The following is a 25,753-nucleotide window of genomic DNA, read 5'->3' as shown; positions in this document are numbered from 1 at the left end:
CCCACTGATTAGCATGGTTGAATCGGGCTAAGGTTTAGATTTGTGCAGGTATCGTTTCTGTGTAGAGTTATACGATACCTGTGAGAAAACAATTTTCTCAGTTAGCTGGCCAATCAGTCATTTCTATCAGCAAACTTACTAAAGTTTCCAGGCCTCTGGCATCTTCATCATTAAACCGGCCTATTTCCGGGCTATCGATATCCAAAACACCGATAAGCTGTCCCTCTTTAACAAGCGGACAAACTACTTCGCTTCTTGATCTTGCATCGCATGCAATGTGACCATCAAACTTATCTACGTCTTCAACGACTATAGTCTTTCTGGACTCAGCCGCGGAACCGCAAACACCTTTACCTAGGGGAATATTGATACATGCAACATTTCCCTGGAAAGGCCCAAGCTTTAAATCTCCGGAAGAGTTCGCTAAATAGAACCCGACCCAGTTGATTCTATCCAGATTCATATTTAATAGAGCCGAAAATTGACTCAAATTGGTTATCCAATTCCTTTCATTTTCTAGCAACCCCTCGAGTTGAAGGCAAAGTGAACGGTAAAACTCACTAGTATTTGCGGACATCAGATCAACTACTCCTTAATTAATGAATGCGGCAAGAATAAATGAATGACAGAGCCTTTAAAAGCTTTTAGAGAATAAAAAGGTGTCAAATATTAGCCCGTATAACCCTTTTTTATAGGTAGTGTGACTTATTGGTGTTATTAGGCTGGAAGTTAAGCTTATTCAAGGTTAACATTGCCGACTTGCCTGGTATCCGGACCTGCTGGAAGACAGGAAACAATACAATAAACACTAAATATGTGATTGGAGTTAGCAAATGAGCACACATTGGTCAATTTCAGACCTTTTAGGCGGAAAAGTTGCCGCCGACTCACAGGTGACCGTAAAAGGTTGGGTAAGAACTCGTAAGGATTCTAAAGCCGGCTTTTCATTTATAAATTTGCATGACGGTTCTTGCTTTAATCCCATTCAGGTTATTGCTCCTGCTGAACTCGAAAATTACGAATCTGATATTTTAAAGGCCACTACTGGCGCTTCGATGATAGTTACAGGGAAGTTAGTTGAAAGTCAGGGACAAGGCCAGTCTTTTGAAATTCAGGCCGGCGAAATTGAAGTAACAGGACTGGTTGAGGATCCATCCAGCTACCCTATCCAGCCTAAGCCACACACTATGGAATTTTTACGCTCAGTAGCTCACCTGCGTCCTAGAACTAATGCGATAGGCGCAGTGACTCGCGTACGAAACTGCCTGGCACAGGCAATCCACCGCTTTATGCATGAAAAACAGTTTAACTGGATTCACACCCCAATAATTACCGCCAGTGATTGTGAAGGTGCCGGTGAAATGTTCAGAGTGAGTACGCTGGATCAGGCCAACTTACCACTAACAGATAAGGGTGAGGTCGATTACTCTCAGGACTTCTTTGGAAAAGAAGCCTTCCTGACCGTTTCCGGACAATTAAATGTCGAAACTTATTGTAGCGCTCTATCACGCGTCTACACTTTTGGCCCGACTTTCCGTGCGGAGAACTCAAATACAAGTCGTCACCTTGCTGAGTTCTGGATGGTAGAGCCGGAAATTGCATTTGCTGATCTCAAAGATGACTCAGATCTGGCCGAAGAAATGCTTCAGTATATATGCAGGGCCGTACTCGATGAACGCGGTGATGATTTAGCTTTCTTCAATCAACGGATTGATAAGACTGTGATCGATCGCCTTGAAAGTATTGTGAATAACCAGTTCGAACGAATGGACTATACTGACGCAATTAGAATTCTAAAGGAAAGTGGCAAAAAGTTTGAATTCCCTGTCGAATGGGGTGTTGATCTGCAATCTGAACATGAACGCTACCTTGCTGAAGAAAAAGTAGGCAGGCCGGTGATTCTGATGAACTACCCTAAAGATATCAAAGCTTTTTATATGCGCCTCAATGACGATGAAAAAACAGTAGCTGCGATGGACGTACTAGCGCCAGGCATCGGTGAAATTATTGGCGGTAGTCAGCGAGAAGAACGACTGGATGTACTTGATCGCCGTATTGATGAGATGGGGTTACCCAAAGAAAACTACTGGTGGTATCGCGATTTGCGACGCTACGGCACTGTTCCTCACGCAGGTTTTGGTTTGGGCTTTGAAAGAATGGTAGCTTATGCGACTGGTATGCAAAATATCCGAGACGTAATTCCGTTCCCACGAACGCCTGGTAGTGCAGAATTTTAGTTACTTATTAAACTGGGCAAAAATTAAAGTAGCGCTTTCTAGCGCTACTTTTTTTTATCAGCGAAATTGAGGCAATGCTTATTCTGTTATATAAAAAATATGCTCTTCATGAGGTGTTGGTTTCAATTTTCTCTTGTCCCCTTCTTCTTTTCCCAGGTAAACAAAACCGACAATAACTTCATCTTGATCGAGTCCAAGTAAGTCCATTAAACAATGATTGAAAGCTAATCCCCCTGTTCTCCACATTGCCCCTATCCCTTGAAAGTGAGCTGCCATCAACAGGTTTTGGACACTCGCTCCAGTGGACAGGATTTGCTCAACGTGAGGAACTTTTGGATGCTCTTTCAGTACTGCGGAGGCAATAATTACCATTGGTGCGCGATGTGGCTTATTTTTAATTTTTTCAAGTTTCGCTTCGCTAAGTTCAGAGTTTTCCTCTAATGAAGCTTTAACAAATAACTCACCAAGTCTATCAAGTGATTTTCCTTCAAATACCCTAAAACGCCAAGGCTTCAGTAAGGCATGATCGGGAGCTCTTAATGCAGCCTTAAACATATTACTAAGCTGTTCTTTGGTTGGCGCCGGAGCAACAAGCTTGTTATGCGATTGCCTGCTATGCAACAACTCTAGACAGTCAGAAGTATTCATTCGTTATACCGTTAGTGAAAAGTGAGTTTAATGCTATCAATATTTATCAGTGACAACAATTAGAGTGACAGGTTATTGACTTTATTTAATAAGTTTTCATCATTAATGATTAAAACTTATAGGCACAAAAAAGCCGGCTTTAAGCCGGCTTTTTAAATATGGCGTCCCCTAGGGGGTTCGAACCCCTGTTACCGCCGTGAAAGGGCGGGGTCCTAGGCCACTAGACGAAGGGGACGCAGGACCACTTGAGTAGCATTTTTTGAAGTGCTCCCTCAAGAGCGCGCTATTCTATAGAGGCTTATTTAGGTTGTCAAAGTCTATTTTCGATTTTTTTAACTTTTTTTGTCAAAAGGACTCTATGGGTAAAAAATAGCTTACTAATCAACCAATTAAGCTTAAGATTTAATCAATTCTATTTCCCCATCCGTCATCTGGTAAGTTTTCTGCATGCTTTCCGCCAGTTTTAGGTCGTGAGAGACAATTAAGAAGCTGGTTTTCTCTGAGCGATTTAGTTCAAACATTAATTCGTTAATCGAGTTTGCTGTCAAAGTATCCAGATTACCGGTAGGTTCATCTGCCAATATACAAGCTGGCTTTGTTACCATTGCACGGGCAATAGCTATTCTCTGTCTCTCTCCGCCGCTGAGTTCGGATGGCTTATGTGTGATACGGTCTTTGAGTCCAACTTTGACTATCATTTCTTCCGCCAATCTCAGCGCTTCTTTATAACCCATTCCTCCAATAATCAGGGGCATCGCGACATTTTCCTTTGCATCAAACTCCGCTAACAAATGATGAAACTGATACACGAAACCCAAATATTTGTTTCTAATGTCTCCCTGACGTTTAGCGCTAGCCGTATGTATATTCTGGCCAGCAATTTCAACTATCCCTTCATCTAAAGAGTCTAGTCCTCCGAGGACATGAAGCAAGGTGCTCTTGCCTGATCCTGAAGCACCTATAATGGCGACCATCTCGGCTTCGCCGATGCTGAGATCAACACCTTTTAATACTTCAACTTTGTTTTTACCATCTCTAAAAGATTTATAGATATTTTTACCCGAAATAATCGTACTACTCATATCTTAGGGCCTCTGCTGGGTTTACTCTTGATGCCTTCCAGGCAGGATAAAGTGTTGCTAGAACAGTTAAAGCAAGTGCAAGACTAGTTACCAGAAATACATCATCCCAATGAAGCTCGGATGGTAAAAAGCCGATAAAATATACGTCTCCCGGTATCACATTTACTCCGAAAAGCCCTTCTACAAAGGCAACCACATCAGCCAGGTTAACCGCCAGTGATACGCCTAATACTACGCCGATTAATGTTCCAAACACCCCATATAGACATCCCTGTATGATGAATATCTTCATAATTCTTGCTGGGCTAGCCCCGAGGGTTCTTAAAATTGCAATATCGGACTGTTTATCATTAACGACCATAACTAAGGTCGAAATAATATTAAAAGCCGCAATTACTACAATAAATGTTAGTAACACTCCCATCATGGTTTTTTCCATTTTAATCGCCTTGAATAAAGTGCCATGGGTGTAGTTCCAGTCACTTACAAAATAATCATCCGGGAGCATGCTTCGAAGCTCATAGGCAGTCCACTGAGCGTTGAGAACATCATTGGTCGTAACTCTGATAGCCGAAACCTTGTCCCCTTTTCGGGTGAATACTGAGGCATCATCAATATGTATCATGGAAATCATACTATCTGCTTCAGCTTTAGTCTCAAAAATGCCGACTACCGTAAAACGCTTTTGACGCGGCGCAAATCCCGCAGGAGAAACTGTTCCGCCGTCTGCGATAAGTAAGGTTACCTTGTCACCCATGCCTACTCCCAAATTCCTCGCAACCCCTATTCCCAGAATTATTCCATAAGCCTTGGGTTTTAAGCTTTCGAGAGAACCAGAAACGAAGTAATCGTCAATAATTGATACTTCTTTTTCCTTGGAAGGCAAAACTCCCTGAACAAGACCGAAACGAGTATTCCCTCGTGCTTTAAACATTGCTTGTGAATCGATTAACGGAGCGGTAGCAATAACGTCTTTATGTTTAATAATCTCTTTTTCAATCTTGGGCCAATTGGCTAATCCGCCTCCTCGCTCTCCAACAACCACATGCGGCACCATCCCTAATATTCTATCCTGTAGCTCAGATTGAAAACCGTTCATTACAGACATTACGGTGATTAATACAATCGTTCCCATAGCAATGCCAATCATCGCAAAAAAAGCGACAATCGAAATAAACAAGTTGCTCTTTTTTGCCCGGGTGTACCTTAGCCCGACCATAAAAGCGAAAGATTTTTTCATAGTGGCCTTATGTTCCTTGAATTATTGGGGCAGACATATTTTTGTATTTGCACTGCCTATTATGGAGTTGGGATTGGATGAACAAGAAAGTTGGCTGATTTCTGCTACTATCTATTTAATACCCATCGCGATTCTAACAACCTATTTGTATTAGAAAAAGGGAATACTGTAATTATTTGACAGCAAAATCTTGATTGGTTCACTAGTATGATTTGAGCGAAGATAGTCTAATACAGGAATTCAATTATTAGTGAAAACATAGTTAACAGGAGTGTTTATGGCGGATCCAAGTGATACAGATGACCGCAGGCAATATTTCAGAATCAAGAACTGGATCTTTCTACATTACGATCTCGTAGAATCGATTGACGAAGATGAAGAGTCAAAGACCGCTAGTCATTCCCATATTGCATTGCTGCAAAGTATTAATAAGCTTGATACTGACAACCGAAAATATCTAAATAGCTTGAATGAAAAGCATAGCCAATTAGGTGATTACCTGCTGAATATGAACAGGAAATTCGAGTTGCTAACACAGTTCGTTATACAGTCAATGACAAACAAATCACAAGAGTTGCTAGAAGTGGATATCTCTGGTGGGGGGTTGAGATTCCAGTCTAATAAGCCTCTCAAAATTGATCAGCTAATCAGAATCGAGCTGATATTAGTCCCTGAATGCGCTGGAATTATTGCATATGGTCGAGTCGTTGACAGGAAGGAGCTTGAGCAGAACAAATACGAAATTGCTCTGGTTTTCGTAAAACTCAAGGAAACAGACAGAGATGCGATTGTCAAACATGTGTTTCAGGTTCAATCATCCCAATTAAGAACAAAGGCCGAAAAAACAATCGATTCTGATAATTAGTTCCCGATTTTATTGATTATGACTTTAAATCAGTAAGTTAGGAGAGTATATTAATACTAATTCTACATTGGAGAGTTAATAATGAAAAAACCAAGACTGAGTTTAAGCCGACTAGGTCTGATTGCTTTGCTATCCTGGTTAAGTTTGGGAGCCCATGCACAAACTCAACCAGTGAAAGTGACACAACAGTCGCAAAAATCGGTATCAAAGCCAGGTCACGGTCAGTCCATGGAGCAAGTGGAAGCTCAGTTTGGGGAGCCGCTTGAAAAGTTCGCTCCTGTGGGAGAGCCTCCGATTATACGCTGGAGATATAGTGAGTTTACCGTCTATTTTGAACATGACAAGGTTATACATGCTGTAGTGCATCAAAGTTAGATTCAAAAGCCTATTAAAAAAGGGAGCAATGCTCCCTTTTTTGTTTTGTGATCTGTTAATCAGGCTTTGGCTTCTGACAAAGTAATCAATTCGTCAATTTGTAGTCTCTGAGTAGGATAAGCTATTTCAGCGCCGTTGGCAGTTATAATATTTGAAATCTTAAGCAACACATCTTGTTTTATTTCGTGAAACTTTATCCAGTCAGTTGTATGAGTGAAGGTATAAACAAAGAAATCGATTGAAGAAGCCGAAAACTCATTAAAATTCACAATCATAGTTTGATTATTGGCAATTTCAGGGTGTGATTTAAGCATTTCCTTTACTTGCTCGACTATTGTTTCCATTACCCCAATATCATCATAACGTATGCCGATGGTCTCATAGATCCTGCGGTTCAACATACGAGAAGGGTTTTCTACAGTAATACTATTAAATATTGCGTTGGGTACATATAACGGACGTTTGTCAAATGTACGTATTCGAGTTTGCCGCCAACCAATGTATTCTACCGTACCCTCAATATTTCTATCCGAAGATCGAATCCAGTCTCCAACAGAAAAAGGTCTATCAAGATAAATCATTAAGCCACCAAAAAAGTTGGCGAGTAGATCTTTTGCTGCAAAACCTACCGCGATACCACCTATTCCCCCAAATGCCAAAACCGCACTGATGCTTACACCAAGAGTCTGCAAAATAACCAAACTGGTGGTGATACTGACAGAGACTCTGAGTAATTTACTAATCGCCTCAATTGTTGATTGATCAATCCTGTCTTCGCCCTTTTTATTTTTGTTTGAAGCGAGAAGATTGCTTTCTGCTTCTCTAATGAAACGAATAGCAAACCAACTTACCAATACAACCAGAATGATATCTTTAAATTCTTCATTAATTTGGTATTTAAAAAGGTAACGAATGATAATCCAGGAGCCAATGACCCAAAGCAAAACATTAAATGGTGATGATGCGGAAATAAGGAGTGCGTCATCCCAATTGTTTTTCGTTTTTATTAATTGGCGATGCAGCTTTTCGTAAATTTTTTTCCAGATATAATTCGCGATTAGTGTTAGAAATACCACTGCGAACACTTTGACATATAAAGTTGAATCGCCAAAGTTATCTTTAAACCAAATGTCGATCTGTGCCAGATCCATCGATTCCTCCGTTTAATAAATTACAAGTCGGATTATTATAGTTTTAGTCTCTTAAAAGACTCTAATTGATTACTTAGCCTCATCCACTCTTGTGATTCTTTCAAACTATTTAGACCTTTGGGCTTAGTCGCCATCTTTAATTTTTTCAAACGGTTAGACGAGCTATCACAAACACTTTGATTAGCCAGGTGGAGAAGCACTTCATCTGCTGCCGAAAGGTTGTTGCAAACCAATACCATATCGCACCCAGCAGCTAATGCAGCATCTGCTCGTTGCTTAAAGTCGCCTGCGGTTTCAGCGCCCTTCATTGAAAGATCATCTGAAAATATAACCCCGTCAAAGTTTAGTTCCTGTCGTAACATGTCTAACCAAATCTTGGAAAATCCAGCAGGCTTTTCGTCAACTTTGGGAAATATTATATGTGCAGGCATTATCGCTCCTAGCTCTCCAGCTAGTGCACAAAATGGCTTTATGTCTGACTGCTTAATTTCATCAAGCTCTCTCTCATCGAGCGGAATTTCAAAGTGTGAATCGGCTTCAATGCTTCCATGCCCCGGGTAGTGTTTTCCAGTCGCAGCCATTCCAGCTTCTTTCATACCGCTAATATAAGCACCACCCAATTGAATAATGTGTTCAAGGTTTGTAGAAAAAGCTCGATTTCCGATGACTCTACTTGAGGATAAACCTAAATCAAGAACCGGGGCGAAACTAATATCACAACCGACTGACTGAACTTCCAGGGCCATCAGCTTTCCAATATCACGAGCATAGACTTTTGCTAATGAAAGATCTTTTTCGGCAAGCTTTCCGAGTTCGCCGAGTGCAGGCAATGTTGAGAACTCACCAATAAAACGTTGGACGCGCCCACCTTCTTGATCAACTGCGATTATTATTTCGGGATTGATGCTACGAATTTCGCTGGTTAAAGCCAAAATCTGATCTGCGTCGACGAAGTTTCTACTAAACAGTATTAAACCACCCACTAAAGGGTTAGAAATTCGATTGCGATCAGTTTCGGTAAGGTGAGTTGAATCAATATCCAGCATTACCGGACCAATTTGTCCCATAGTTTTACTACTCTGCTTATTTTTGGAATTGTGAATTTAGAATAACAAGAACCGAACGTATCGGTTTGGCGGGCCATTTTACTCTTTCAATCAGAGTAGATAAAACAAATTTGTTTATATTTTGCTTAGTTTAAGAAATTATTAACCAAAATTAGGCAAAACCAAAAAAAAATCCTGCATATGCAGGATTTTTTCGTCATATTAAAGAATGTTTAACTACCAAGAATTTGTTTCTTCATTGAGGCATTTAGCGGCTTGCTGCCCAGCCATGTTTTAAGAAACGCATCATAGAAAGTTTTTCCTGGAATCAAACCTTTCGCTTCACCATTTATTGAAATCTGGGTCCCCTCTCCTGGTAGAAAATCAATCCAGACTTTATCACCCTGGTGGATCTCTTCGCTCCAGATTTGATTAAATTGTTTTACCATTGGTTCGAGCTCATTAAGTTCCTCTTCCGTATGATTGGCGGTGATCCCAAGGTTAAGTGCTCTGATCAGAGCTTCTGGCTTAATAGTCGAATTTTGGCAATATAGAACAAAGCGCTTGGCGCCTTCGCTTGAAACGATATCTTCAACGGTTTTTGCTTTTTGCGCTTCATCCTGCAAGTATAGGCCTCCAACGTAAATAGCCTGTCTTGCATTACTTTTAATGGCGGCTCCCTTTAGACGTAATGGCTCGCCACCTGGAGAAACGGTAACAACCTCTTCAATCGTTACGCCTGCAAGCTCTTTTGCGCAGCATAGACTGCTTACACCCAGAAGAGCTACTACAGATATTAGTATGGATTTTGTACTTTTCACGGCCTACCCCAGAAATTGCACTACTCAAAAAGCCAATCCTTGCGACCCTTTTTCTTATCTTCCCTCAAGCTTAGCTTGCTGAGACTACAGTAAGAAAGATCCATATGCAAACATGTTAGCGTATTTTATAACCAATTAATGGAATGCCTGTCACAAAAATGTAAGTCCTTTAATATTCAATAATATCGATTAGGCCAATATCTTCTATTTCTTCGCTGAAATTGATTATCATCACTTGATGGGGGCGCCTATCAAGTATATTCTGCTGTCGACTACAAAAAGCGATACCAAGAAAACCAATAACTTTCTAGACTAGGCTGTTTTGTTTAGAATAATTCGATATTAAACAAGGACTTTATAATGAATAAAATCCATAAGCTATCCAAGCTATCGGCAGCAATTGCCTTAACGGCAACAATACTGGCTTGCCAACCCGAGCAAAAAGTCGCTCAAGAAGCAGAAAAGCCAAAAGCGCCAACTGCAGAAGAAGCTCGAGCTTTCATTGCTAAAGCGGAATCCATGCTTGAACAGGATTACGAATATCAAGCGAAAACTGCCTGGGTACAAGCAAACTTTGTAACTTCTGATACTAATGAGCTCGCCGCAAAAGCCGCAGAAGAAGCGACCAAGATGGGTGTATCTCTTGCTATGCAAGCCAAGAAGTTCAATGGTGTTGAAGTTGATTATGACACTCGTCGCAAACTTGAAATTCTCAAGGCTGGTCTTGTTCTACCTGCACCCGAAGATGACAAGTTGACTAAAGAACTTGCGACCATATCTTCCAATCTTGACGCTACATATGCGACGGGATGCAGCGCTGACAAAGAATGCTTTAATTTAGGCGAACTAAATGCGACCTTGGGCGACAATACCGCAAGCCATGAGGAAAAGCTGAATGCCTGGGTTAATTGGCGTAAAGTCAGTCCACAGATGAGAAAAGACTATCAGCGAATGGTCGAAATCGCCAACCAGGGTTCAAAAGAACTTGGCTTTAACGATACTGGAGCATTGTGGCGCTCTAAATACGATATGCCAGCAGACGATTTCGCAAAAGAAATGGATCGAGTTTGGGGACAGGTAAAACCGCTTTATGATTCTCTCCAGTGTCATGTAAGAGCGAAACTCAACGAAAAATATGGCGATCAAGTGGTTGCAAGCTCCGGTCCAATACCTGCTCACCTGCTTGGCAATATGTGGGCGCAAAGCTGGGGTAATGTTTTTGAAGATGTTGCGCCTAAGTCAACCGCCTCCTCTACTAATATAGGTGAACGGTTAAAAGCTAAGGATTACAGCGAAAAAGAAATGGTCAGAACCGCCGAGAACTTCTTTACTTCGCTTGGATTTGAGCCGCTTCCCGATACTTTCTGGACTCGTTCGCTATTTATTGAACCGCGCGACCGTACTGTTCAATGTCACGCGAGCGCATGGGATTTAAGTCTCGATGACTATCGAATTAAAATGTGTATTAAGGTTAATACAGAAGATTTTGTCGTAATTCATCATGAGCTTGGACACAATTTTTACCAACGAGCCTATAACTTGAAACAGCCCAAGTTATATCGTGAAAGTGCTAACGATGGCTTTCATGAAGCCATTGGCGATACTGTCGCATTATCAATAAATGATAATTATCTTAAAGAAATCGGGTTAATTGACGAAGTTTCCGACGAGTCTGGAGACCTGCCTTATTTGATGCGCATGGCACTTGATAAAGTTGCATTCTTGCCTTTCGGATTGATGGTAGACAAGTGGCGTTGGGGTGTGTTTAACGGCGAAATCCCGGCAACTCAATATAACAAAGCCTGGTGGGATCTGCGCGAAAAGTATCAGGGCGTTAAAGCTCCGGTAGCAAGAACTGAAAACGATTTCGATCCGGGTGCCAAATACCATGTGCCTGCTAGCGTTCCTTATTCTCGTTACTTCCTTGCACATATCCTGCAGTTCCAGTTCCATAGAGAGCTTTGTAAGGTCGCTGGCAACACAGGTCCGCTGCACCGATGTTCTATTTACGGTAATAAGGAAGCCGGTGCCAAACTTAAAGCGATGTTAGAAATGGGCTCAAGCCGTCCATGGCAGGAAGCTCTGAAAACCATGACTGGTCAGGAGCAAATGGATGCTTCCGCAATCATTGACTATTTTGCCCCACTCAAAGCATGGTTAGATGAGCAAAACAAAGGCCGACAATGCGGCTGGTAATTGTTCAGATGCTTACTCTCAAATAAAAAGGACGCTTTTGCGTCCTTTTTCAATAATATTGCTAATTTTACTACAGGCTCAATAACCGTCTGAAAATAGTACAAGCTGTACACCCTGTATTGACCATGGAGCGCGGCCACCAGTTGGTATCGGCATTGGCTCATATTTTAGACTGCCATCTCCGTTTCTCTCGTTATTTAACACTTCAACCATCAAATTGACAAATCTTGACGCTGCGATCTGAGTTTTCCAGCTGCGATAGCCATCTGGCCACTTCAGGGTTGTTTCTCGAGGTCTGGTCCCCCCAACGCCTGGAACAGTTCCTATGTTGGTAAAACGGTCTTCCAGCGTTGCATAACCCGCTTCGACCAATAAGAAATCAAGCCTGGAGATAACTGCATTAGATACCCTGCTGTTCCAACAAACCATAGGCAAGCGATCTTCACAATTATTTAACCAATGAGAAGCGAATGATGCCAGGAGACTCCAGCCGCTATTCATTTTTGCTGTTGAGTTTTCATCAGCTTGAATCGCTGATTTCATCACTGCATAAACATTCTCCCAGGTCACATCACGTTGAGGTACACCCGCTTGCAGGAATATTTCATTTGCAGTTTTAACGGCAAGTTCTCGATCCTCCTGGTTCCATTCGACTCCCCTCTCTATTCCGCGAGCCAAAAGCTCAGAACGATACATCAAAGCGTCCGCTGTGTGAGATACCTGCATCAAACCGTTTCTTGGTTTTGGCCAGAAAAACCTTTCCAACCTGTCATGCCAGCTACTGACAGCTTCGCCAACGGCCTGCCTTTGGTACATTGGCGTAAACGGATCTTCTTCTATCCAGGCAACCATTGCTCGGGCAAAATCAAGGTCAGAGGCATCCTTTTCTGGGACTATTGGTGGGTATATATCCTCACCAATTAGCTCCAACCCATGATCATCAATAACTACTGGTTGAGGGCTAGGTGTTTCAATGTCAGCCTGAATCCTGGCTTCGGCGTACGCTGTAAACATATCTTGTTCAAGGAAGGTTAAACTATCCCAATAGTCTAGTGCTCTGTCAGTAAGCCTGACGAAAGATTCACCTTGATCATCATTCACCTCATGAACTTCATCTCTGTTCAATTTTAAAAATGCTGAGCAAACCTGGCTAGAATCTCGATAAGACCATGGCACCATCAATCGGTTTACCACTTCTAAACTGAATCTTTGTTTTTCTTCAATTAATTGATATAGCTTAAGCTCACTTGGCGCAGCTGGCATAACACCATCTCGCCATGATTCATGGTCGGCAAATCGCTTAAACCATACCTTCCATGCCCCTATAAATAATCCTCGAGGAATCTGGTAATGGTCGGCATTTGGAAAAGTTGTATATTTCATTTGTTTATCCTGAACAAATTGTCGTTTTGAGCCTTACGCGAAAATCAACTTCAAGAATTAAAAAGTTAATTCCTGCCGTGAGATACTTAATCTCTGCGGCTCCCCCCAAGAATATCAGCTCTTAGCATATTATATGATTGTTGTTAGATTTCAATTAATTAAAAGTATCGAATCATCCAAGTATGACCCTGGTCAAAGGAATTAAGAATCATATCAGCCTGAACTTAAATATAGACCAAACGCTGAATAGTTTTTGTAATTCATGGGGTATAAGCGATGTTAATCGAATCGGCGTTTACTATAAGTTAACTAAAATCGATAATACTCTTGAAAAAATCAGCCTAAGCCGGCAGCTATTAAGTGATGATTGTTTTTTTACTAACTCAACATGGTTAAATAGCTGGGGAATCTTTAGCCTAAACTATGTGCATAGTCGCTGATTTCAGTTAAAATAGCGCCCTTTCTTATATGTCCCTATTTTATTGGCTCTTTTCAGCCAAAATCTAATTCAAGCCGAGGAGCACACATGGAATTATCTGCGTTAACCGCAATCTCCCCTACTGATGGTCGATACGGTAGCAAAACTGAAGAACTTCGCCCCATTTTTAGCGAGTTCGGTCTTATCAAATATCGCGTGATAGTTGAAGTTCGCTGGTTACAAGCGCTCTCAGCCAATGACAAGATTAAAGAAGTTGTGACTTTTTCAGACGAGGCTAATCAGTTACTCAATTCTATAGTAGATAATTTCTCCGAGGCAGATGCTGCACGAGTAAAGGAAATTGAGGGGACAACTAACCACGATGTTAAGGCTGTTGAGTATTTTCTCAAAGAAAAAACAGCCGATAGTGCGGAAATCAGCGCAGTAAGCGAATTCATACATTTTGCGTGTACATCTGAAGATATCAACAATCTATCTTATGCTCTGATGCTCAGGGACGCTGCTGTTGTAATTTGTGAGTCTCAAGACAAGATCGTTGACGCTATTGCGGATCTGGCGCACCAGTATGCTGAGATTCCATTAATGTCTCGTACACATGGCCAACCAGCTTCACCAACCACCCTTGGCAAAGAAATGGCTAATGTTGTAGCTCGCCTGCAAAGACAACAGGCGCAATTTGGCCGGGTACAATTAATGGGAAAAATTAATGGTGCTGTCGGTAATTACAATGCCCATATATCGGCCTACCCGGAAGTAGACTGGCCTGCTTTTGCGCAAAACTTTGTAGAAAGTCTTGGGCTTACCTGGAATCCTTACACGACTCAAATTGAACCACACGACTATGTAGCCGAATATTTCGATGTAATCACTCGATTCAATACGATTTTAATCGACTTTGATCGAGATATCTGGGGCTATATTGCATTAGGTCATTTCAAGCAGAAGACTATTGCCGGAGAGATTGGCTCATCGACAATGCCACATAAAGTTAACCCTATTGACTTCGAAAATTCAGAAGGAAATATTGGAATCGCGAATGCTCTCTTCACACATCTTGGTCAAAAGTTGCCCATTTCTCGCTGGCAGAGAGATCTTTCCGACTCTACAGCTCTAAGAGCTCTGGGTATGGGAGTTGCTCACTCGTTAATTGCTTACAAGGCCACGCTTAAAGGTATTTCTAAACTCGAAGTCAACGAAGCCTCTCTAGCACAAGAACTCGATCAAAATTGGGAAGTTCTTGCTGAGCCTATTCAGACAGTGATGCGTCGTTACGGAATTGAAAAGCCATACGAAAAACTTAAAGAACTGACTCGTGGTAAGCGAGTTGATCAAGCAGGAATGCAGGCATTTGTAGATCAACTTGACCTGCCTGGTGAGGCTAAAGAACAGCTTAAAGCATTAACGCCGTCCAATTATATTGGTAATGCTATAGAACAGGCTAAACAAGTCTGATTACTAAAGAGCCCGGTATACCCGGGCTTCTTTTTAGTACTTACTCAACTAACCTGCTTACTACTGCCTGATTAACATGACAAAGCCACTTGTTCTAAGACATTTCGATAAGGACAGTTTTTTATCTAATTATTGGCAAAAAGCACCGTGCCTTATCAAAGCTGGTCTTTCTGAAATACCCGAGTTTATATGTGCAGACGAGCTCGCTGGACTCTCTCTTGAAGAAGAAGTTGAGTCCAGAATAATATGTAGCCCTACGGATAACAGCGCCGAACATGGTAAAACACAAGATGGCTGGAAGTTGCAGCATGGTCCTTTTGACGAAAATACATTCGCTAAACTGCCCGAAAGAAACTGGACTCTCCTTGTGCAAACCATCGATTTCTGGATTCCTGAAACACAGCAATTAGTGGATCTGTTCAATTTTATTCCTCGATGGCGCTTTGATGACCTTATGGTCAGTTACGCTACTCAAGGAGGCGGCGTTGGCCCGCATTACGATAATTATGATGTGTTTCTAGTTCAGGGCGCAGGAGAAAGAAGGTGGCAAGTTGGTGCCAAAGGAAAAATACCTGAAGAGCAAAAATACATTGACGGGCTTAAACACCTCAAAGCCTTTAAACCCGAAATAGATGTAATTATGCAGCCTGGTGACATTCTCTACATTCCACCCGAAACGGCACATTGGGGAGTATCCGTAGGGGAATCCTTAGGATACTCTGTTGGTTTCAGAGCCCCTCAATCCCGAGACTTGTTTGCGATGATAGCTAATTATCTGGAAGAAACTGAAAGTAATGAGTTTTTCGAAGATGTATATAGAAAAAAGACTAATAACTCGTCATGTCTAGAGCCAGAGCTAATCAAGTGGGCACAGGATAAGATTAATAATTTATCTAAAAATCAAGAGGTTATCAAACAAATTTTGAGTAACCATCTGAGTCAGCCGAAACTAGAATCTTGTGCGCGACCACCAGAGCTCCCCTTCCCAAAATTTTTAAAAGAAACTCTCCTTCCTGATCAGAAGCTGACATTAAACCCTGGTTCATATTTTAACTGGGTCATGTCAGAAGGCAGACTTATCTTTAGTATTGATGGAGAAACTTTTAGTTGTCCTGCGACATTCAAAGAGCCAATCGAGCGGCTTTTTAGTGGCGAAAGCCTCGAAGTAACTGACATTGAAGCTGTCAAGGAAAAATTTGCTTTTTCTGATCTATTAGCTAGTCTAGTTAATAAGGGGTACTTAATTGTAACAGCATAGCGATTTTATGGATCGGATAGACAATTTGCATTTTTACGAAGTTGACTGGTCAACTTCAGCCCACAGCATTATGGCTGTACGACATAAAGTGTTCATTATCGAGCAACGATTTAATCATAAGATGTTGAAAGACAGACACGATCCCTACTGCCACCATATCCTCGTGTCAAATCAGCAAGGCGAAGCAATAGGTTCAGGCAGGCTTAATCAGGATGGAAGAATCGGACGGATAGCAGTTTTAATGAATTATCGCGGACTAGGGGTTGGTACTCGGATTTTGTCAGAACTCATCAAGATAGCACAACAAAGCCATATCCCCAGGCTTTCACTCAACGCAGAAACAGACCTTAGCCACTTTTATGACCAACAGAATTTTTCCGCCGATGGTCCTGTCTATATGAAACAGGGTGTCCCTTACCAGAGAATGACTAAGAGACTAGCCTGAAGAAAGCGATGTTTATTTAAGCCCACTACCTCTTCAACACAGCCATCGTTAATCTGGATATACATACTTTTCGACCTTGTTCATCCCTTATTCGAATATCCCACACTTGGGTTGTACGTCCTAAATGGAGCGGACTCGCGGTTGCGAATACCCTACCCGATTTAACCGAACGCAAATGGTTGCCATTAACTTCGAGACCAACGCAGTAATGCTCCTCGTCAACGGCCATATTTGCGGCCATGCTTCCCACTGTTTCAGCAAGGGCTATGGAAGCACCGCCATGTAAAATCCCCATTGGTTGATGCGTCCTATTGTCTACTGGCATAGAGGCTGTCATATAATCATCGCCGACTTCAACAAGCTCTATCCCAAGATGTTCAACCATAGTATTACGTCGACGTTCTTGCAAATGCTCTAGTGATACGGGCTTTTTCCAGATAGGCATTAACGACTTCCTCAATGAATCAGGTATTTTAATAGATTAGTTTTTAGATTGACTATTAATCTTATCAACCCAAGCCATACCGAGGGCAGACAGGACAAATGTCAAATGGATAATTACATACCACATCAATTGATTCTCGGTTGGCGCTTTCTCCCCGGCAACATTCATAAACTTTTGCAGCAGGTGGATTGATGATATGGCAACGATTGAAGCAGCCACTTTTTGCTTCAATGATCCTGAGTCAAGCTTGCCTAACCAGGAAAGTTTTTCACTATTATCATGGATATCAAGTTGAGACACAAAATTCTCATAACCTGAAAACATAACCATGACGATCAAACCGCCAACCAGAGCCATATCTACCAGTGAAAGAATAATCAATATCAATTCAGCTTCACCTACCGATAGTAAAACAGGCAGTGTATGAATGACCTCCTGAAAAAACTTTACACCTAGCATCAATAGGCCCAGGCTGAGGCCCAAATAAATAGGTGCCAACACCCAACGACTGGCGTACATTAATTGTTCAAAATATTTTTCTACCATTATTTGTTATCTTTTCTAAACAGATGTAGGATTATCAATAGAGGCCACAGTTTGGCACAGGTTATGTTGTTAAAACAAGCAAAGATCGACCCTTTAAATTGCGAGAGTTGACTGAAACAGACTTGCCATCTCTTTGCGCATTAGTACCTCTTTCCAGAATGAACAACGAGTATAGAATGATGCCTGAAGAATCCGAATTAGAAAATCATAATTCCGAGACTGATGAACACCAGTTTGAGCTATCCCAGGAAGCTTCCAAGGAAACATTAAAAGTTGAATCTCTGAGCGACTTACAAAAGATTTGCCTATCGTTAATTGCAAATGCAAAATACTCGCTTCAAATTTATTCGCCTCTGCTGGATCCAAGGGTACTAAATAATAGAGATATAGAGCGTCGGTTAAATTTGGCGATAAGAAACAATAGAAATTTCCGGGTAGAGATTCTCATTCGTGATGAAAAAGCGGTACAAGGTCAGGATCACAGGTTGGTTTCACTTTCACAAAACTATACAAGTTTTGCCAAGATTAAGTTAATCCCGAAGGATTTCTACGAAAACCCCTTTGCGTTTTATCTAATAGACGGTCGTTTGCTAATTTATAGGACTTACGCAGATCGATATGAATCAAGCATTCATGAATTACCTGACAGCAAAATAATTGAAAAGGCCAAGTATTTTAAGGAAGTTTGGGAGCAGGCATCACCTGCAGTCCACCTCAGAGCACTTCATCTTTAAATTGAAATGAACTCGAGTTGTCTATTTATCTCTAAAAGTTTTTGAATTGTAGCCCTTTAGCGCAGGAACACTTCAGTGATTTATAAATCGATCCTATACATAATAATCGTCTTAAACCTGTCTATGGGTAATCTGAAAGCCGAGATTTTTGTACATCAGATGCACTATTTAAAAGCAGAGCAAGTTATTCCGACAATAAAGCCGCATTTAGATAATAATACTCTGGTCACAGCAAAGGACTATCAGCTTATTATCAACGGCTCTCAGGAAGAGTACGAGAAAATCAAATCGTTACTCACTCAACTCGACAAGAAGCCATTAACATTAATGGTTGAAGTACGTATCCTCGATCGTAAACTAGATAACTGGGAGCTTTCTAAAAGTGAAATCAAGATTATCAATAAAGAAAGTTCGGTAAAAATCGGTCAGACATATCGAGTTGGACGGAACAATTTCGATCAAACTTTTCGCGTTCGGACTTTGGAGGGTTATCAGAGCTTTGTTTCAACAGGGATTGCCTTTCCAGTGCATCAGCTGGTAAGCCATTATGGTGGATTCATTCCTCAAACCAGACAGCGAGAGGCCAAAAGTGGTTTTTACGTTAACATCAATAAGACACCGCAAGATGATTTCCGCATTGCGATCAGTGCGCAACAACAAAATAGACAATCACGCTATTCGCAAACCACGAATACCGCTAAGGCTGCTACCGTTTTTAATGCCAAAGAAGGAAACTGGATACTTATAGCTGCAAGTGAATCACAACCCAATAGTTCTGCTAAAAATCGCCATAGCACCCAGGGAATGATGAGCGAAAAGCGCTGGTTCTATTTGCGTGTACTCTCTTCAGCAGAATAATTTCACTCAACCTATGAGACCAAACTAAAAGTTAGGAGATTCTGAGCTGGTTTTTCTGGAGAGGCAGTTTAAAATCACGTATATTATTTGGTCCACTGAACCTCTAAATCAGCTATAGAGACTTCAGTTTTTGCTCGCATCGATGCGCAGTTAACGGTCTAACTTGTTGGACGCATCCCTTGAAATATTTCCAGGCCACTTATAAATGAAAATTTTCAGCTCTGCCTATTCAGAGTTTAAACAGCTCATGCCAATTGCCATTCCAGCAGTGCTATCTCAACTGGCACAAATGGCGATGGGTGTCATCGATACTTTAATGGCTGGTCACTATTCCAATGAAGCCCTTGCTGCAATTGCAATCGGTACCAGTTTGTTACATCCGGTATTAGTATTTTTTCTTGGCTTGTTTCTCGCATTTAATCCAATTGTCGCTCATTTTAAGGGGGGCAACACCGAAGAGAAAATTGCCAGCCACTTCAGGCTGGGAATTTTTCTTGCGGTTATCTTTTGCCCTATTGCGATACTGATTTTACTTAACGCTCAATATATTTTGGTCTTCCTCAATGTTAACCAACAAGTTGCCGAGCTTGCTACCGGATATCTGCATGCAACTGTTTGGGGGATGCCCGGCCTTTTAATATTCCTTGCCCTACGCTTTTGTAATGAAGGACTATTTTCGACAACAGCTATCATGATAGCGACGCTCATATCCATTCCCTTTAATATCGTTTTTAACTACTGGTTTATGTATGGTGGTACGTTCATGGGCATTTTTCATGTAGAGGAAATGGGTGCAGTCGGTGTTGGCTACGCAACCAGTCTCGTTTGGACCATGATGTGTATAGGTCTTTGGCTTTATACTGCTTTCACTCCCAAATATAAAAATCTGGAGATCTTTACACATAAAACATTACCGGGCTGGCATGAAATTAAAGACGTACTAAAGCTTGGATTTCCGATGGCAATTACTTTAGGCTTTGAAATAACCATGTTTGCTGCTGTCTCTTTGATGATCGCAAGATATCCAACCGAAGTAATGGGCGCCCATCAGATAGCAGTTAATATTGCTTCTATCAGTTTTATGATCCCACTGGGCATTTCTCAGGCAATTACCGCGCGTGTCGGATATTTCGCAGGTAAGAAAGACCCCCTAAAAACTCAACTGGCTGGTTTTACTGGTATCGGTACTTCAGCGTTAATTTCCGGATTTTCAGCGACAACTATGGTCGTCATCCCTGCATTACTGGTTGGATTTTATACAAGCGATATTAGAGTCTCTGATATCGCAGTGAGCTTGCTTTTCTTTGCAGCGATCTTTCAATTTTCGGATGCACTACAGGTTTCTTCTGCCGGAGCGTTGCGTGGTGTAAAAGATACGAAAATCCCAATGATAATTACTGCAGTTTCTTACTGGCTAGTTGGTTTTCCGGTAGGTTATTTGCTGGCAGAAAATTATCAGATGCAGGCAAGCGGTTATTGGATTGGATTAATTGCAGGTCTCTCAACGGCAGCTTTATTGTTATTCCGTCGATGGATGCATATGTCAAAATTTTTGAACACTTGAGCCATTTCTCACGTTTGCGGATTTTTTATTTCCTCTCCACTCTTCAAATCTGAGCACTAGAACTTCTGAACCTTGTGTAATGGAGAGTTTTACCCCCAGTATTTTTAGGTGGCTAATTGAACTCGTTTTTTATAGTTTGAATCTAAAAAATGAGGTTTCTGACCTTTCAAGATTTTAGTCAAAACCATAGAGAAAGTTCGTGTTATATTTTGTCCCATTCTTGACAAGTAGAAATAGCATCAATTAATAAAGGCCAGTCAAGAAGGCATTGTTGATATTCGCCAGCCTTGCCTTTCAATCGAATACCATACAAATCTAGCCTATATGCGAGAATGGAATAGAAAGCGTCAACCGCACTCGGGCGTTCAAACATAAATGGGAGCTTTGCATTATTAAAAATAGACTCTATTCTTTTTAATTCGTTTACGAGATCTTGTGAAAAGATCTTTACTGGTTCTACGGAACCAGTACTAAAGGGACACAATGTCCTGATTTTAAAAAGCCGGAATGTAACTCGGCACAGAAACTTCTTGATAAAGCGCTTTGACTATTATCCTGCGGATAGAGTTGTCCACTCGAAAGCTCCTAAAAATATTCAGCGATGGACAAAGAATCGTGTATGGAAACATTGTCAACTTTCAAACATGGGACTTTTTCTGAAGGTGTTAATTTTGAAAGCTGTAACTTTGCATCGTTACGCTCTAGATTAATAACAATAACCTCTACAGAAACATCGACTAATTGCGCGCAAATCCATGCTCTAAGAGACCAGGTCGAGTTGGTTCCTACTATTAGTTCAATCAAAATAAAAAGCCCCTGCTTTATCGGAAATTCCTGCTAAACAGCTATTCATTTCGGTAATCACTTAAGCTCTAGAATAGACATCATTGCTAATTTGGGAAAAAATTCATAATATACGATAAATCAAACTCCTCTCCATTCCCAAAGTTCATTTCCTGAATAATTCCACAAATTTTTTCGGCTGTTACTTTCATTTGTTTATCTTTGACTTTTGGTACACAACTTGTAACAAGGCCATTTTCTAAAACATGGATAATAAATTCTATTCTCCCTTTTAATCCTGGGTTAGTGCTGAGATTCAATTTATAAATCTCAAAAATCTGTACCTTATATTCTTCTATGGTTTCTGCATAACGTAAATTTGCTCTACCACCTGTTATCGTTGATATGGCACTTGAACTCTTCTTGGCTACTAAACTAGTTTTTACTAACTCTGTACAAGCTGTAAGGAATAAAATAAAAACAAACGAAACCCTAAAAACAAATTTATTCATTCTGTTCAAATCTAATTTGTAGGCTATTGAGAACGAGATAATAATTTTAAAAAATCAAATTCATTGGGAGTTTACCTCGCTCCTGAAACTCAGAGCGATAGTAAATCACAAAATTCAAAGGATGAGGCTAATAATACCTTTACAATAAAAAAGTCGAGCATCCAATTTTAGTCATAAACTATCTCCAAAATACTGACAGATCGTTTATTGAGTAAGCTTCTTGATCACTTGTAAATAATCATTAACTATAGTCGCTTCATCAGTATGATTACCATCGATAATTTTCCATTGCCCACTGACCATAACATCCTTCACTGGTAAGCTATCACAGGCGAAAATCGCGGCATCAAGAATAAAGCTCTCTTCTTTTAAGAATAAAGTCGGGTGATTGCTATCCAGAACAACCAGGTTCGCCTGTTTTCCAGCTGCGATTTCACCAACATTTTGATTTACCGTTTTAGCACCCTCTCTTGCACAATGGGAATAAAGGTACTGACCTACTGATGATGAGTCTTCCCCGGTTAATACCGCTCGTTGATGGCTGGTCAACCTTTGACCGTATTCCAGAGTTCTCAATTCATCGGCAACATTAACCGCTATGTGAGAGTCAGAACCAATCGCAACTTTACCCCCCTGAGCCATAAAGTCTTTTGTTGGGTAAATGCCGTCGCCGAGGTTTGCTTCAGTCGTCGGGCATATACCGGCAACCGCAGGACTCTTTGCCAGTCGGGAAACTTCTTCATCAGTTAAATGCGTTGCGTGGATAAGACACCAGTTCTTGTCCATTTCGACATTGTTCAATAACCATTCAACAGGGCGTTGCTTGTAGAAATCAATACAATCTTCGACTTCCTTTAATTGCTCAGCTATGTGGATATGAATTGGCGCATTAGCATCCAGATTGTGGATAAAAGGAACCAAAGCTTTTAGCTGATTTTCACTTACAGCGCGCAATGAGTGTGGCGCCACTCCGATTTGCACTTGTGGATCGGAACGATAGCTGTCGAACAAGGTTTCTATTAATTGCTGATACTGATCCAGCTGATGAATAAAACGTCCCTGCCCTTCGCTAGGAGCTTGCTTACCAAAACCCGCGTAGGTATATAAAACCGGTAAATGGGTAATTGCTATCCCGGCGCTTTTTGCTGCATTAATCACCTGCTCCGACATCTCGGCAGGATTATCGTAAAACTTGCCGCCCACCTGATGATGCAGGTAATGAAATTCGGCAACACTGGTATATCCGGCTTTCAACATTTCAAGATAAAGATATCTGGCGACTATATGAGCGTCCGCCGGTGACATTTTGGCAACAAAGCGGTACATGATATCCCGCCAACTCCAGAAACTATCGGCTTCATTAGCACGGTACTCGGAGAATCCGGCGAAGGCGCGCTGAAAGGCGTGCGAGTGGCAGTTGACCATGCCCGGGATTACGGCTCCTTCTATTATTTCAGCACCGTCGGCCATTCCGGGTTCAATTGCCGTAATAACCCCTTTATTGTCAATCGATATGGACTGATTCTTCAACCATTGGTTTTCAACCAAAACCTTTTCTGCGTATAATTTCACTTTCTTTCAAACCGTCGGGTTATCTTGCCAAATAAGATGGCAACGATACCCAGCGAGTAGTCAAATATCAAGCAGAATTCAGCTGGTATAACCGATTGAAATCTGCCCCAAGTATTTAGGTAATAAAGCAGACTATGTCGATTGTCTATGACCTTGTGATCCACAATATTAATCTGGCCACTATAAATGATAGTGACGACAGTTACGGCGTGATTAAGAATGCTGGCATTTGTATTAAAGACGGGAAAATCGCCAAAATCATTCCCAATATCACTGAAGCCGCTGGCGAGCTGGAAACTGAAGAAGCGATTGATGGTCAGGGAAAATGGATGACCCCCGGCTTGATTGATTGTCATACTCACCTGGTGTACGGCGGAAATCGGGCAAATGAATTTGAAATGCGCCTCGAAGGAGCCAGTTATGAAGAAATCGCTAAAGCGGGTGGTGGAATTGTCTCTACCGTAAAAGCAACTCGGGAAACTGGTAAGAAAGAGCTATTTAATTTAGCCGCCAAACGTCTTAGCTACCTGATTGACGAGGGCGTAACAACGGTCGAAATTAAGTCTGGTTATGGCCTGGATCTTGAAACCGAGCAAAAAATGCTCGAAATTGCCAAGGAACTAGAAGACTTCTCGCCTGTTGAAGTCAGCAAAACCTTTCTCGGCGCGCACGCTGTACCTGTCGAATATAAAGACAAAGCTGACGATTACATTGAACTGGTTTGTGAAACCATGATGCCGGTACTGGCAGAAAAAGGCTTGATAGATTGTGTTGATGCATTTTGTGAAGGGATAGGATTTAGCGAAGCACAGACTCGTCGTGTTTTTGAAAAAGCTAAAAGTCTGGATTTACCGGTTAAGCTGCACGCTGAACAACTTTCTGATCTGGGCGGTTCAAGACTGGCCTGCGAGTTCGACGCCTGGTCGGTTGATCATCTTGAATTTTTAAATCCCGAAGATGTCGCCAAACTCAAAGAAAAAGACGTTGTCGCCACCCTGCTACCTGGCGCCTTCTATTTCCTCAGTGAAACCAAACTGCCCCCTATCGAAGCGTTACGACAGCAACAAGTTCCTATCGCCATTGCAACCGACTCAAACCCTGGAAGCTCCCCTTGCCTGTCACTTCTGTTAGTCATGAATATGGCCGCGACCTTTTTTAAACTCACCCCGCTAGAAGCATTAAAGGGAACAACTATCAATGCGGCAAAAGCGCTCAATCGTGATGATAGAGTTGGTAGCATTGAGGAAGGTAAACAGGCGGATCTGGTTATCTGGGATATTGATTCACCTGCAGAGCTGGTTTATCGAATTGGAGGAAACCCTTGTAAAACAGTTATCAAAAATGGTGAAGTGGTTCTTTCCAGATAAAGTTTCATTCCAGGCCTGCTTGAACTTACATTATATGGCGGGCCTCAAGTTCAATCGCTTTTTTCAAATAGAGATAATCTTTTTGCCGTCTACATAAGAAGCCAATTTTAAGTAGAAATTAACTTTGGAAATGACTCATCACAACCAGAATAAAACCTATTAGCAGACGATTTTCTCGTGCCAATGACCAGTAGGTCAATCTTAGTACATTAATAAATATCACAATTACAATAGGTTATGGATTGTAATTAATGTGGATTCTCACCATCGCTCAAGTTTTAATCTGGTCTAACCATATAGATATCTCACCACAGAGCTTTACGTTAACGTAAAGGGCAACTAAAATACTCCCATGAACGATATAGATACCACATACAGCATTAGCGACCTCGCTAAAGAATTCGGGATAACACCCCGCTCTATTCGCCATTACGAAGATGAAAAGCTGATTTCTCCCGAAAGAAATGGCTCCCAACGCATCTATCGCAAGGGTGATCGCATACGCTTGCAGCTGATTTTGCGTGGAAAGCGCATCGGCTTTTCCCTGTCTGAAATCCGCGAAATTATCAGTATGTATGACGAGCCAAGCGGCGGCGAAGAAAAACAGACCGAGTTTCTTCTGACTAAAATCGAAGAGCGTCGCGAAGCCCTGTTTCAACAACAACAAGACATAAAAACCATGTTGGCCGAACTGGACCGACTGGAAGCACGACTAAACCAATAATAGAGGAACA

At 41.4% G+C, this 25,753-nt stretch carries 25 protein-coding genes and 1 tRNA gene; 12 read left to right on the top strand and 14 right to left on the bottom strand.

All coding sequences use genetic code 11. From position 1 onward, the window contains the following. Positions 1–97 precede the first annotated feature (97 nt). Entirely contained in the window at positions 98–577 is a 480-nt protein-coding gene (locus IYN84_RS04850; RefSeq protein ID WP_196138028.1) for a GAF domain-containing protein, read from the bottom strand. 256 nt (positions 578–833) lie between these two features. Between IYN84_RS04850 and asnS the strand changes: the two genes are divergently transcribed. Further along, entirely contained in the window at positions 834–2,237 is a 1,404-nt protein-coding gene (asnS, locus tag IYN84_RS04845; RefSeq protein ID WP_196138027.1) for an asparagine--tRNA ligase, read from the top strand. Positions 2,238–2,315: 78 nt separating this feature from the next. On the opposite strand, the gene IYN84_RS04840 is transcribed toward asnS, so the two are convergent. From IYN84_RS04840 to IYN84_RS04825, 4 genes are all read right to left on the bottom strand, one after another. Continuing rightward, positions 2,316–2,885: a nitroreductase gene (locus tag IYN84_RS04840; RefSeq protein WP_196138026.1), complete on the bottom strand. Its 570-nt coding sequence runs from the start codon at positions 2,883–2,885 to the stop codon at positions 2,316–2,318. A gap of 159 nt (positions 2,886–3,044) precedes the next feature. Next, a tRNA-Glu gene (locus IYN84_RS04835) sits at positions 3,045–3,120 on the bottom strand. A 160-nt stretch (positions 3,121–3,280) separates the two neighbouring features. Continuing rightward, positions 3,281–3,967, bottom strand: coding sequence for a lipoprotein-releasing ABC transporter ATP-binding protein LolD (gene lolD, locus IYN84_RS04830; protein ID WP_196138025.1), 687 nt, complete (start codon positions 3,965–3,967; stop codon positions 3,281–3,283). Then, positions 3,960–5,207: a lipoprotein-releasing ABC transporter permease subunit gene (locus IYN84_RS04825; RefSeq protein ID WP_196138024.1), complete on the bottom strand. Its 1,248-nt coding sequence runs from the start codon at positions 5,205–5,207 to the stop codon at positions 3,960–3,962. The genes lolD and IYN84_RS04825 overlap by 8 nt, the downstream gene beginning before the upstream one ends. A 277-nt stretch (positions 5,208–5,484) precedes the next feature. Here IYN84_RS04825 and IYN84_RS04820 point away from each other — a divergent pair, with 277 nt between their 5' ends. Both IYN84_RS04820 and IYN84_RS04815 read left to right on the top strand, forming a co-directional pair. After that, on the top strand, positions 5,485–6,072 hold the full coding sequence (locus IYN84_RS04820; RefSeq protein WP_196138023.1) for a PilZ domain-containing protein: 588 nt from the start codon (positions 5,485–5,487) through the stop codon (positions 6,070–6,072). 81 nt (positions 6,073–6,153) lie between these two features. Continuing rightward, on the top strand, positions 6,154–6,447 hold the full coding sequence (locus IYN84_RS04815; protein WP_196138022.1) for a hypothetical protein: 294 nt from the start codon (positions 6,154–6,156) through the stop codon (positions 6,445–6,447). Between the two features lie 59 nt (positions 6,448–6,506). On the opposite strand, the gene IYN84_RS04810 is transcribed toward IYN84_RS04815, so the two are convergent. The 3 genes from IYN84_RS04810 to IYN84_RS04800 form a co-directional block, all read right to left on the bottom strand. Beyond that, positions 6,507–7,598: a mechanosensitive ion channel family protein gene (locus IYN84_RS04810; RefSeq protein ID WP_196138021.1), complete on the bottom strand. Its 1,092-nt coding sequence runs from the start codon at positions 7,596–7,598 to the stop codon at positions 6,507–6,509. Between the two features lie 35 nt (positions 7,599–7,633). Further along, entirely contained in the window at positions 7,634–8,665 is a 1,032-nt protein-coding gene (gene nagZ / locus IYN84_RS04805; protein ID WP_196138020.1) for a beta-N-acetylhexosaminidase, read from the bottom strand. A 212-nt stretch (positions 8,666–8,877) separates the two neighbouring features. After that, entirely contained in the window at positions 8,878–9,465 is a 588-nt protein-coding gene (locus IYN84_RS04800) for a chalcone isomerase family protein (protein ID WP_196138019.1), read from the bottom strand. 360 nt (positions 9,466–9,825) lie between these two features. On the opposite strand from IYN84_RS04800, the gene IYN84_RS04795 reads away from it, so the two are divergent. After that, positions 9,826–11,661, top strand: a complete 1,836-nt coding sequence (locus tag IYN84_RS04795; protein ID WP_196138018.1) for a M2 family metallopeptidase — start codon at positions 9,826–9,828, stop codon at positions 11,659–11,661. A 78-nt stretch (positions 11,662–11,739) separates the two neighbouring features. On the opposite strand, the gene IYN84_RS04790 is transcribed toward IYN84_RS04795, so the two are convergent. Beyond that, positions 11,740–13,044 (bottom strand): hypothetical protein, encoded by a 1,305-nt coding sequence (locus IYN84_RS04790; RefSeq protein ID WP_196138017.1) that lies wholly within the window; start codon positions 13,042–13,044, stop codon positions 11,740–11,742. Positions 13,045–13,570: 526 nt separating this feature from the next. On the opposite strand from IYN84_RS04790, the gene purB reads away from it, so the two are divergent. The 3 genes from purB to IYN84_RS04775 all read left to right on the top strand — a co-directional run bounded on the left by purB (position 13,571) and on the right by IYN84_RS04775 (position 16,638). Next, entirely contained in the window at positions 13,571–14,935 is a 1,365-nt protein-coding gene (purB, locus tag IYN84_RS04785) for an adenylosuccinate lyase (protein WP_196138016.1), read from the top strand. A gap of 76 nt (positions 14,936–15,011) precedes the next feature. After that, the gene (locus IYN84_RS04780) at positions 15,012–16,193 is read left to right on the top strand and encodes a cupin domain-containing protein (protein WP_196138015.1); all 1,182 of its coding nucleotides are present in this window, start codon (positions 15,012–15,014) and stop codon (positions 16,191–16,193) included. A gap of 7 nt (positions 16,194–16,200) precedes the next feature. Continuing rightward, positions 16,201–16,638 (top strand): GNAT family N-acetyltransferase, encoded by a 438-nt coding sequence (locus IYN84_RS04775; RefSeq protein WP_196138014.1) that lies wholly within the window; start codon positions 16,201–16,203, stop codon positions 16,636–16,638. A 25-nt stretch (positions 16,639–16,663) separates the two neighbouring features. Here IYN84_RS04775 and IYN84_RS04770 read toward each other — a convergent pair whose 3' ends face one another. Then, entirely contained in the window at positions 16,664–17,083 is a 420-nt protein-coding gene (locus IYN84_RS04770) for a hotdog fold thioesterase (RefSeq protein WP_196138013.1), read from the bottom strand. A gap of 36 nt (positions 17,084–17,119) precedes the next feature. Further along, positions 17,120–17,629 (bottom strand): TIGR00645 family protein, encoded by a 510-nt coding sequence (locus IYN84_RS04765; RefSeq protein WP_196138012.1) that lies wholly within the window; start codon positions 17,627–17,629, stop codon positions 17,120–17,122. Between the two features lie 176 nt (positions 17,630–17,805). Between IYN84_RS04765 and IYN84_RS04760 the strand changes: the two genes are divergently transcribed. The 3 genes from IYN84_RS04760 to IYN84_RS04750 all read left to right on the top strand — a co-directional run bounded on the left by IYN84_RS04760 (position 17,806) and on the right by IYN84_RS04750 (position 20,785). After that, positions 17,806–18,363, top strand: a complete 558-nt coding sequence (locus IYN84_RS04760) for a hypothetical protein (RefSeq protein ID WP_196138011.1) — start codon at positions 17,806–17,808, stop codon at positions 18,361–18,363. A gap of 75 nt (positions 18,364–18,438) precedes the next feature. After that, positions 18,439–19,221 carry a hypothetical protein gene (locus tag IYN84_RS04755; protein WP_196138010.1) on the top strand — a complete coding sequence of 261 codons (783 nt, stop codon included), beginning with the start codon at positions 18,439–18,441 and terminating at the stop codon, positions 19,219–19,221. 205 nt (positions 19,222–19,426) lie between these two features. Next, entirely contained in the window at positions 19,427–20,785 is a 1,359-nt protein-coding gene (locus IYN84_RS04750) for an MATE family efflux transporter (RefSeq protein ID WP_196138009.1), read from the top strand. A gap of 585 nt (positions 20,786–21,370) precedes the next feature. Here IYN84_RS04750 and IYN84_RS20935 read toward each other — a convergent pair. From IYN84_RS20935 to IYN84_RS04735, 3 genes are all read right to left on the bottom strand, one after another. Beyond that, a complete protein-coding gene (locus IYN84_RS20935; RefSeq protein WP_210330295.1) occupies positions 21,371–21,589 on the bottom strand; it encodes a glutathione S-transferase N-terminal domain-containing protein in 219 nt (72 codons plus the stop codon). A gap of 86 nt (positions 21,590–21,675) precedes the next feature. Then, positions 21,676–22,080 (bottom strand): hypothetical protein, encoded by a 405-nt coding sequence (locus IYN84_RS04740; protein ID WP_196138008.1) that lies wholly within the window; start codon positions 22,078–22,080, stop codon positions 21,676–21,678. A 204-nt stretch (positions 22,081–22,284) separates the two neighbouring features. After that, positions 22,285–23,652, bottom strand: a complete 1,368-nt coding sequence (locus IYN84_RS04735; protein WP_196138007.1) for a formimidoylglutamate deiminase — start codon at positions 23,650–23,652, stop codon at positions 22,285–22,287. A 134-nt stretch (positions 23,653–23,786) separates the two neighbouring features. On the opposite strand from IYN84_RS04735, the gene hutI reads away from it, so the two are divergent. Further along, the gene (gene hutI, locus IYN84_RS04730; RefSeq protein WP_210330294.1) at positions 23,787–25,019 is read left to right on the top strand and encodes an imidazolonepropionase; all 1,233 of its coding nucleotides are present in this window, start codon (positions 23,787–23,789) and stop codon (positions 25,017–25,019) included. 352 nt (positions 25,020–25,371) lie between these two features. Further along, a complete protein-coding gene (locus IYN84_RS04725; protein ID WP_196138006.1) occupies positions 25,372–25,743 on the top strand; it encodes a MerR family DNA-binding transcriptional regulator in 372 nt (123 codons plus the stop codon). Positions 25,744–25,753: the final 10 nt, after the last annotated feature.

It is taken from the genome of Aliikangiella sp. G2MR2-5, from assembly GCF_015687155.1.
Taxonomy (GTDB): Bacteria; Pseudomonadota; Gammaproteobacteria; order Enterobacterales; family Kangiellaceae; genus Aliikangiella.
This window is presented reverse-complemented; position numbering and strand designations above follow the sequence as displayed.

Coding starts and splice junctions, on each gene's coding strand:
- IYN84_RS04790 (WP_196138017.1), bottom strand. CDS start 13,044: ATGAAATATACAACTTTTCCAAATGCCGACCATTACCAGATTCCTCGA.
- IYN84_RS04775 (WP_196138014.1), top strand. CDS start 16,201: ATGGATCGGATAGACAATTTGCATTTTTACGAAGTTGACTGGTCAACT.
- IYN84_RS04750 (WP_196138009.1), top strand. CDS start 19,427: ATGAAAATTTTCAGCTCTGCCTATTCAGAGTTTAAACAGCTCATGCCA.
- IYN84_RS04725 (WP_196138006.1), top strand. CDS start 25,372: ATGAACGATATAGATACCACATACAGCATTAGCGACCTCGCTAAAGAA.
- nagZ (WP_196138020.1), bottom strand. CDS start 8,665: ATGGGACAAATTGGTCCGGTAATGCTGGATATTGATTCAACTCACCTT.
- IYN84_RS04850 (WP_196138028.1), bottom strand. CDS start 577: ATGTCCGCAAATACTAGTGAGTTTTACCGTTCACTTTGCCTTCAACTC.
- IYN84_RS04765 (WP_196138012.1), bottom strand. CDS start 17,629: ATGGTAGAAAAATATTTTGAACAATTAATGTACGCCAGTCGTTGGGTG.
- purB (WP_196138016.1), top strand. CDS start 13,571: ATGGAATTATCTGCGTTAACCGCAATCTCCCCTACTGATGGTCGATAC.
- asnS (WP_196138027.1), top strand. CDS start 834: ATGAGCACACATTGGTCAATTTCAGACCTTTTAGGCGGAAAAGTTGCC.
- IYN84_RS04795 (WP_196138018.1), top strand. CDS start 9,826: ATGAATAAAATCCATAAGCTATCCAAGCTATCGGCAGCAATTGCCTTA.
- IYN84_RS04825 (WP_196138024.1), bottom strand. CDS start 5,207: ATGAAAAAATCTTTCGCTTTTATGGTCGGGCTAAGGTACACCCGGGCA.
- IYN84_RS04760 (WP_196138011.1), top strand. CDS start 17,806: ATGATGCCTGAAGAATCCGAATTAGAAAATCATAATTCCGAGACTGAT.
- IYN84_RS04740 (WP_196138008.1), bottom strand. CDS start 22,080: ATGAATAAATTTGTTTTTAGGGTTTCGTTTGTTTTTATTTTATTCCTT.
- IYN84_RS04840 (WP_196138026.1), bottom strand. CDS start 2,885: ATGAATACTTCTGACTGTCTAGAGTTGTTGCATAGCAGGCAATCGCAT.
- IYN84_RS04770 (WP_196138013.1), bottom strand. CDS start 17,083: ATGCCTATCTGGAAAAAGCCCGTATCACTAGAGCATTTGCAAGAACGT.
- IYN84_RS04810 (WP_196138021.1), bottom strand. CDS start 7,598: ATGGATCTGGCACAGATCGACATTTGGTTTAAAGATAACTTTGGCGAT.
- IYN84_RS04815 (WP_196138022.1), top strand. CDS start 6,154: ATGAAAAAACCAAGACTGAGTTTAAGCCGACTAGGTCTGATTGCTTTG.
- lolD (WP_196138025.1), bottom strand. CDS start 3,967: ATGAGTAGTACGATTATTTCGGGTAAAAATATCTATAAATCTTTTAGA.
- IYN84_RS04820 (WP_196138023.1), top strand. CDS start 5,485: ATGGCGGATCCAAGTGATACAGATGACCGCAGGCAATATTTCAGAATC.
- IYN84_RS04780 (WP_196138015.1), top strand. CDS start 15,012: ATGACAAAGCCACTTGTTCTAAGACATTTCGATAAGGACAGTTTTTTA.
- hutI (WP_210330294.1), top strand. CDS start 23,787: ATGTCGATTGTCTATGACCTTGTGATCCACAATATTAATCTGGCCACT.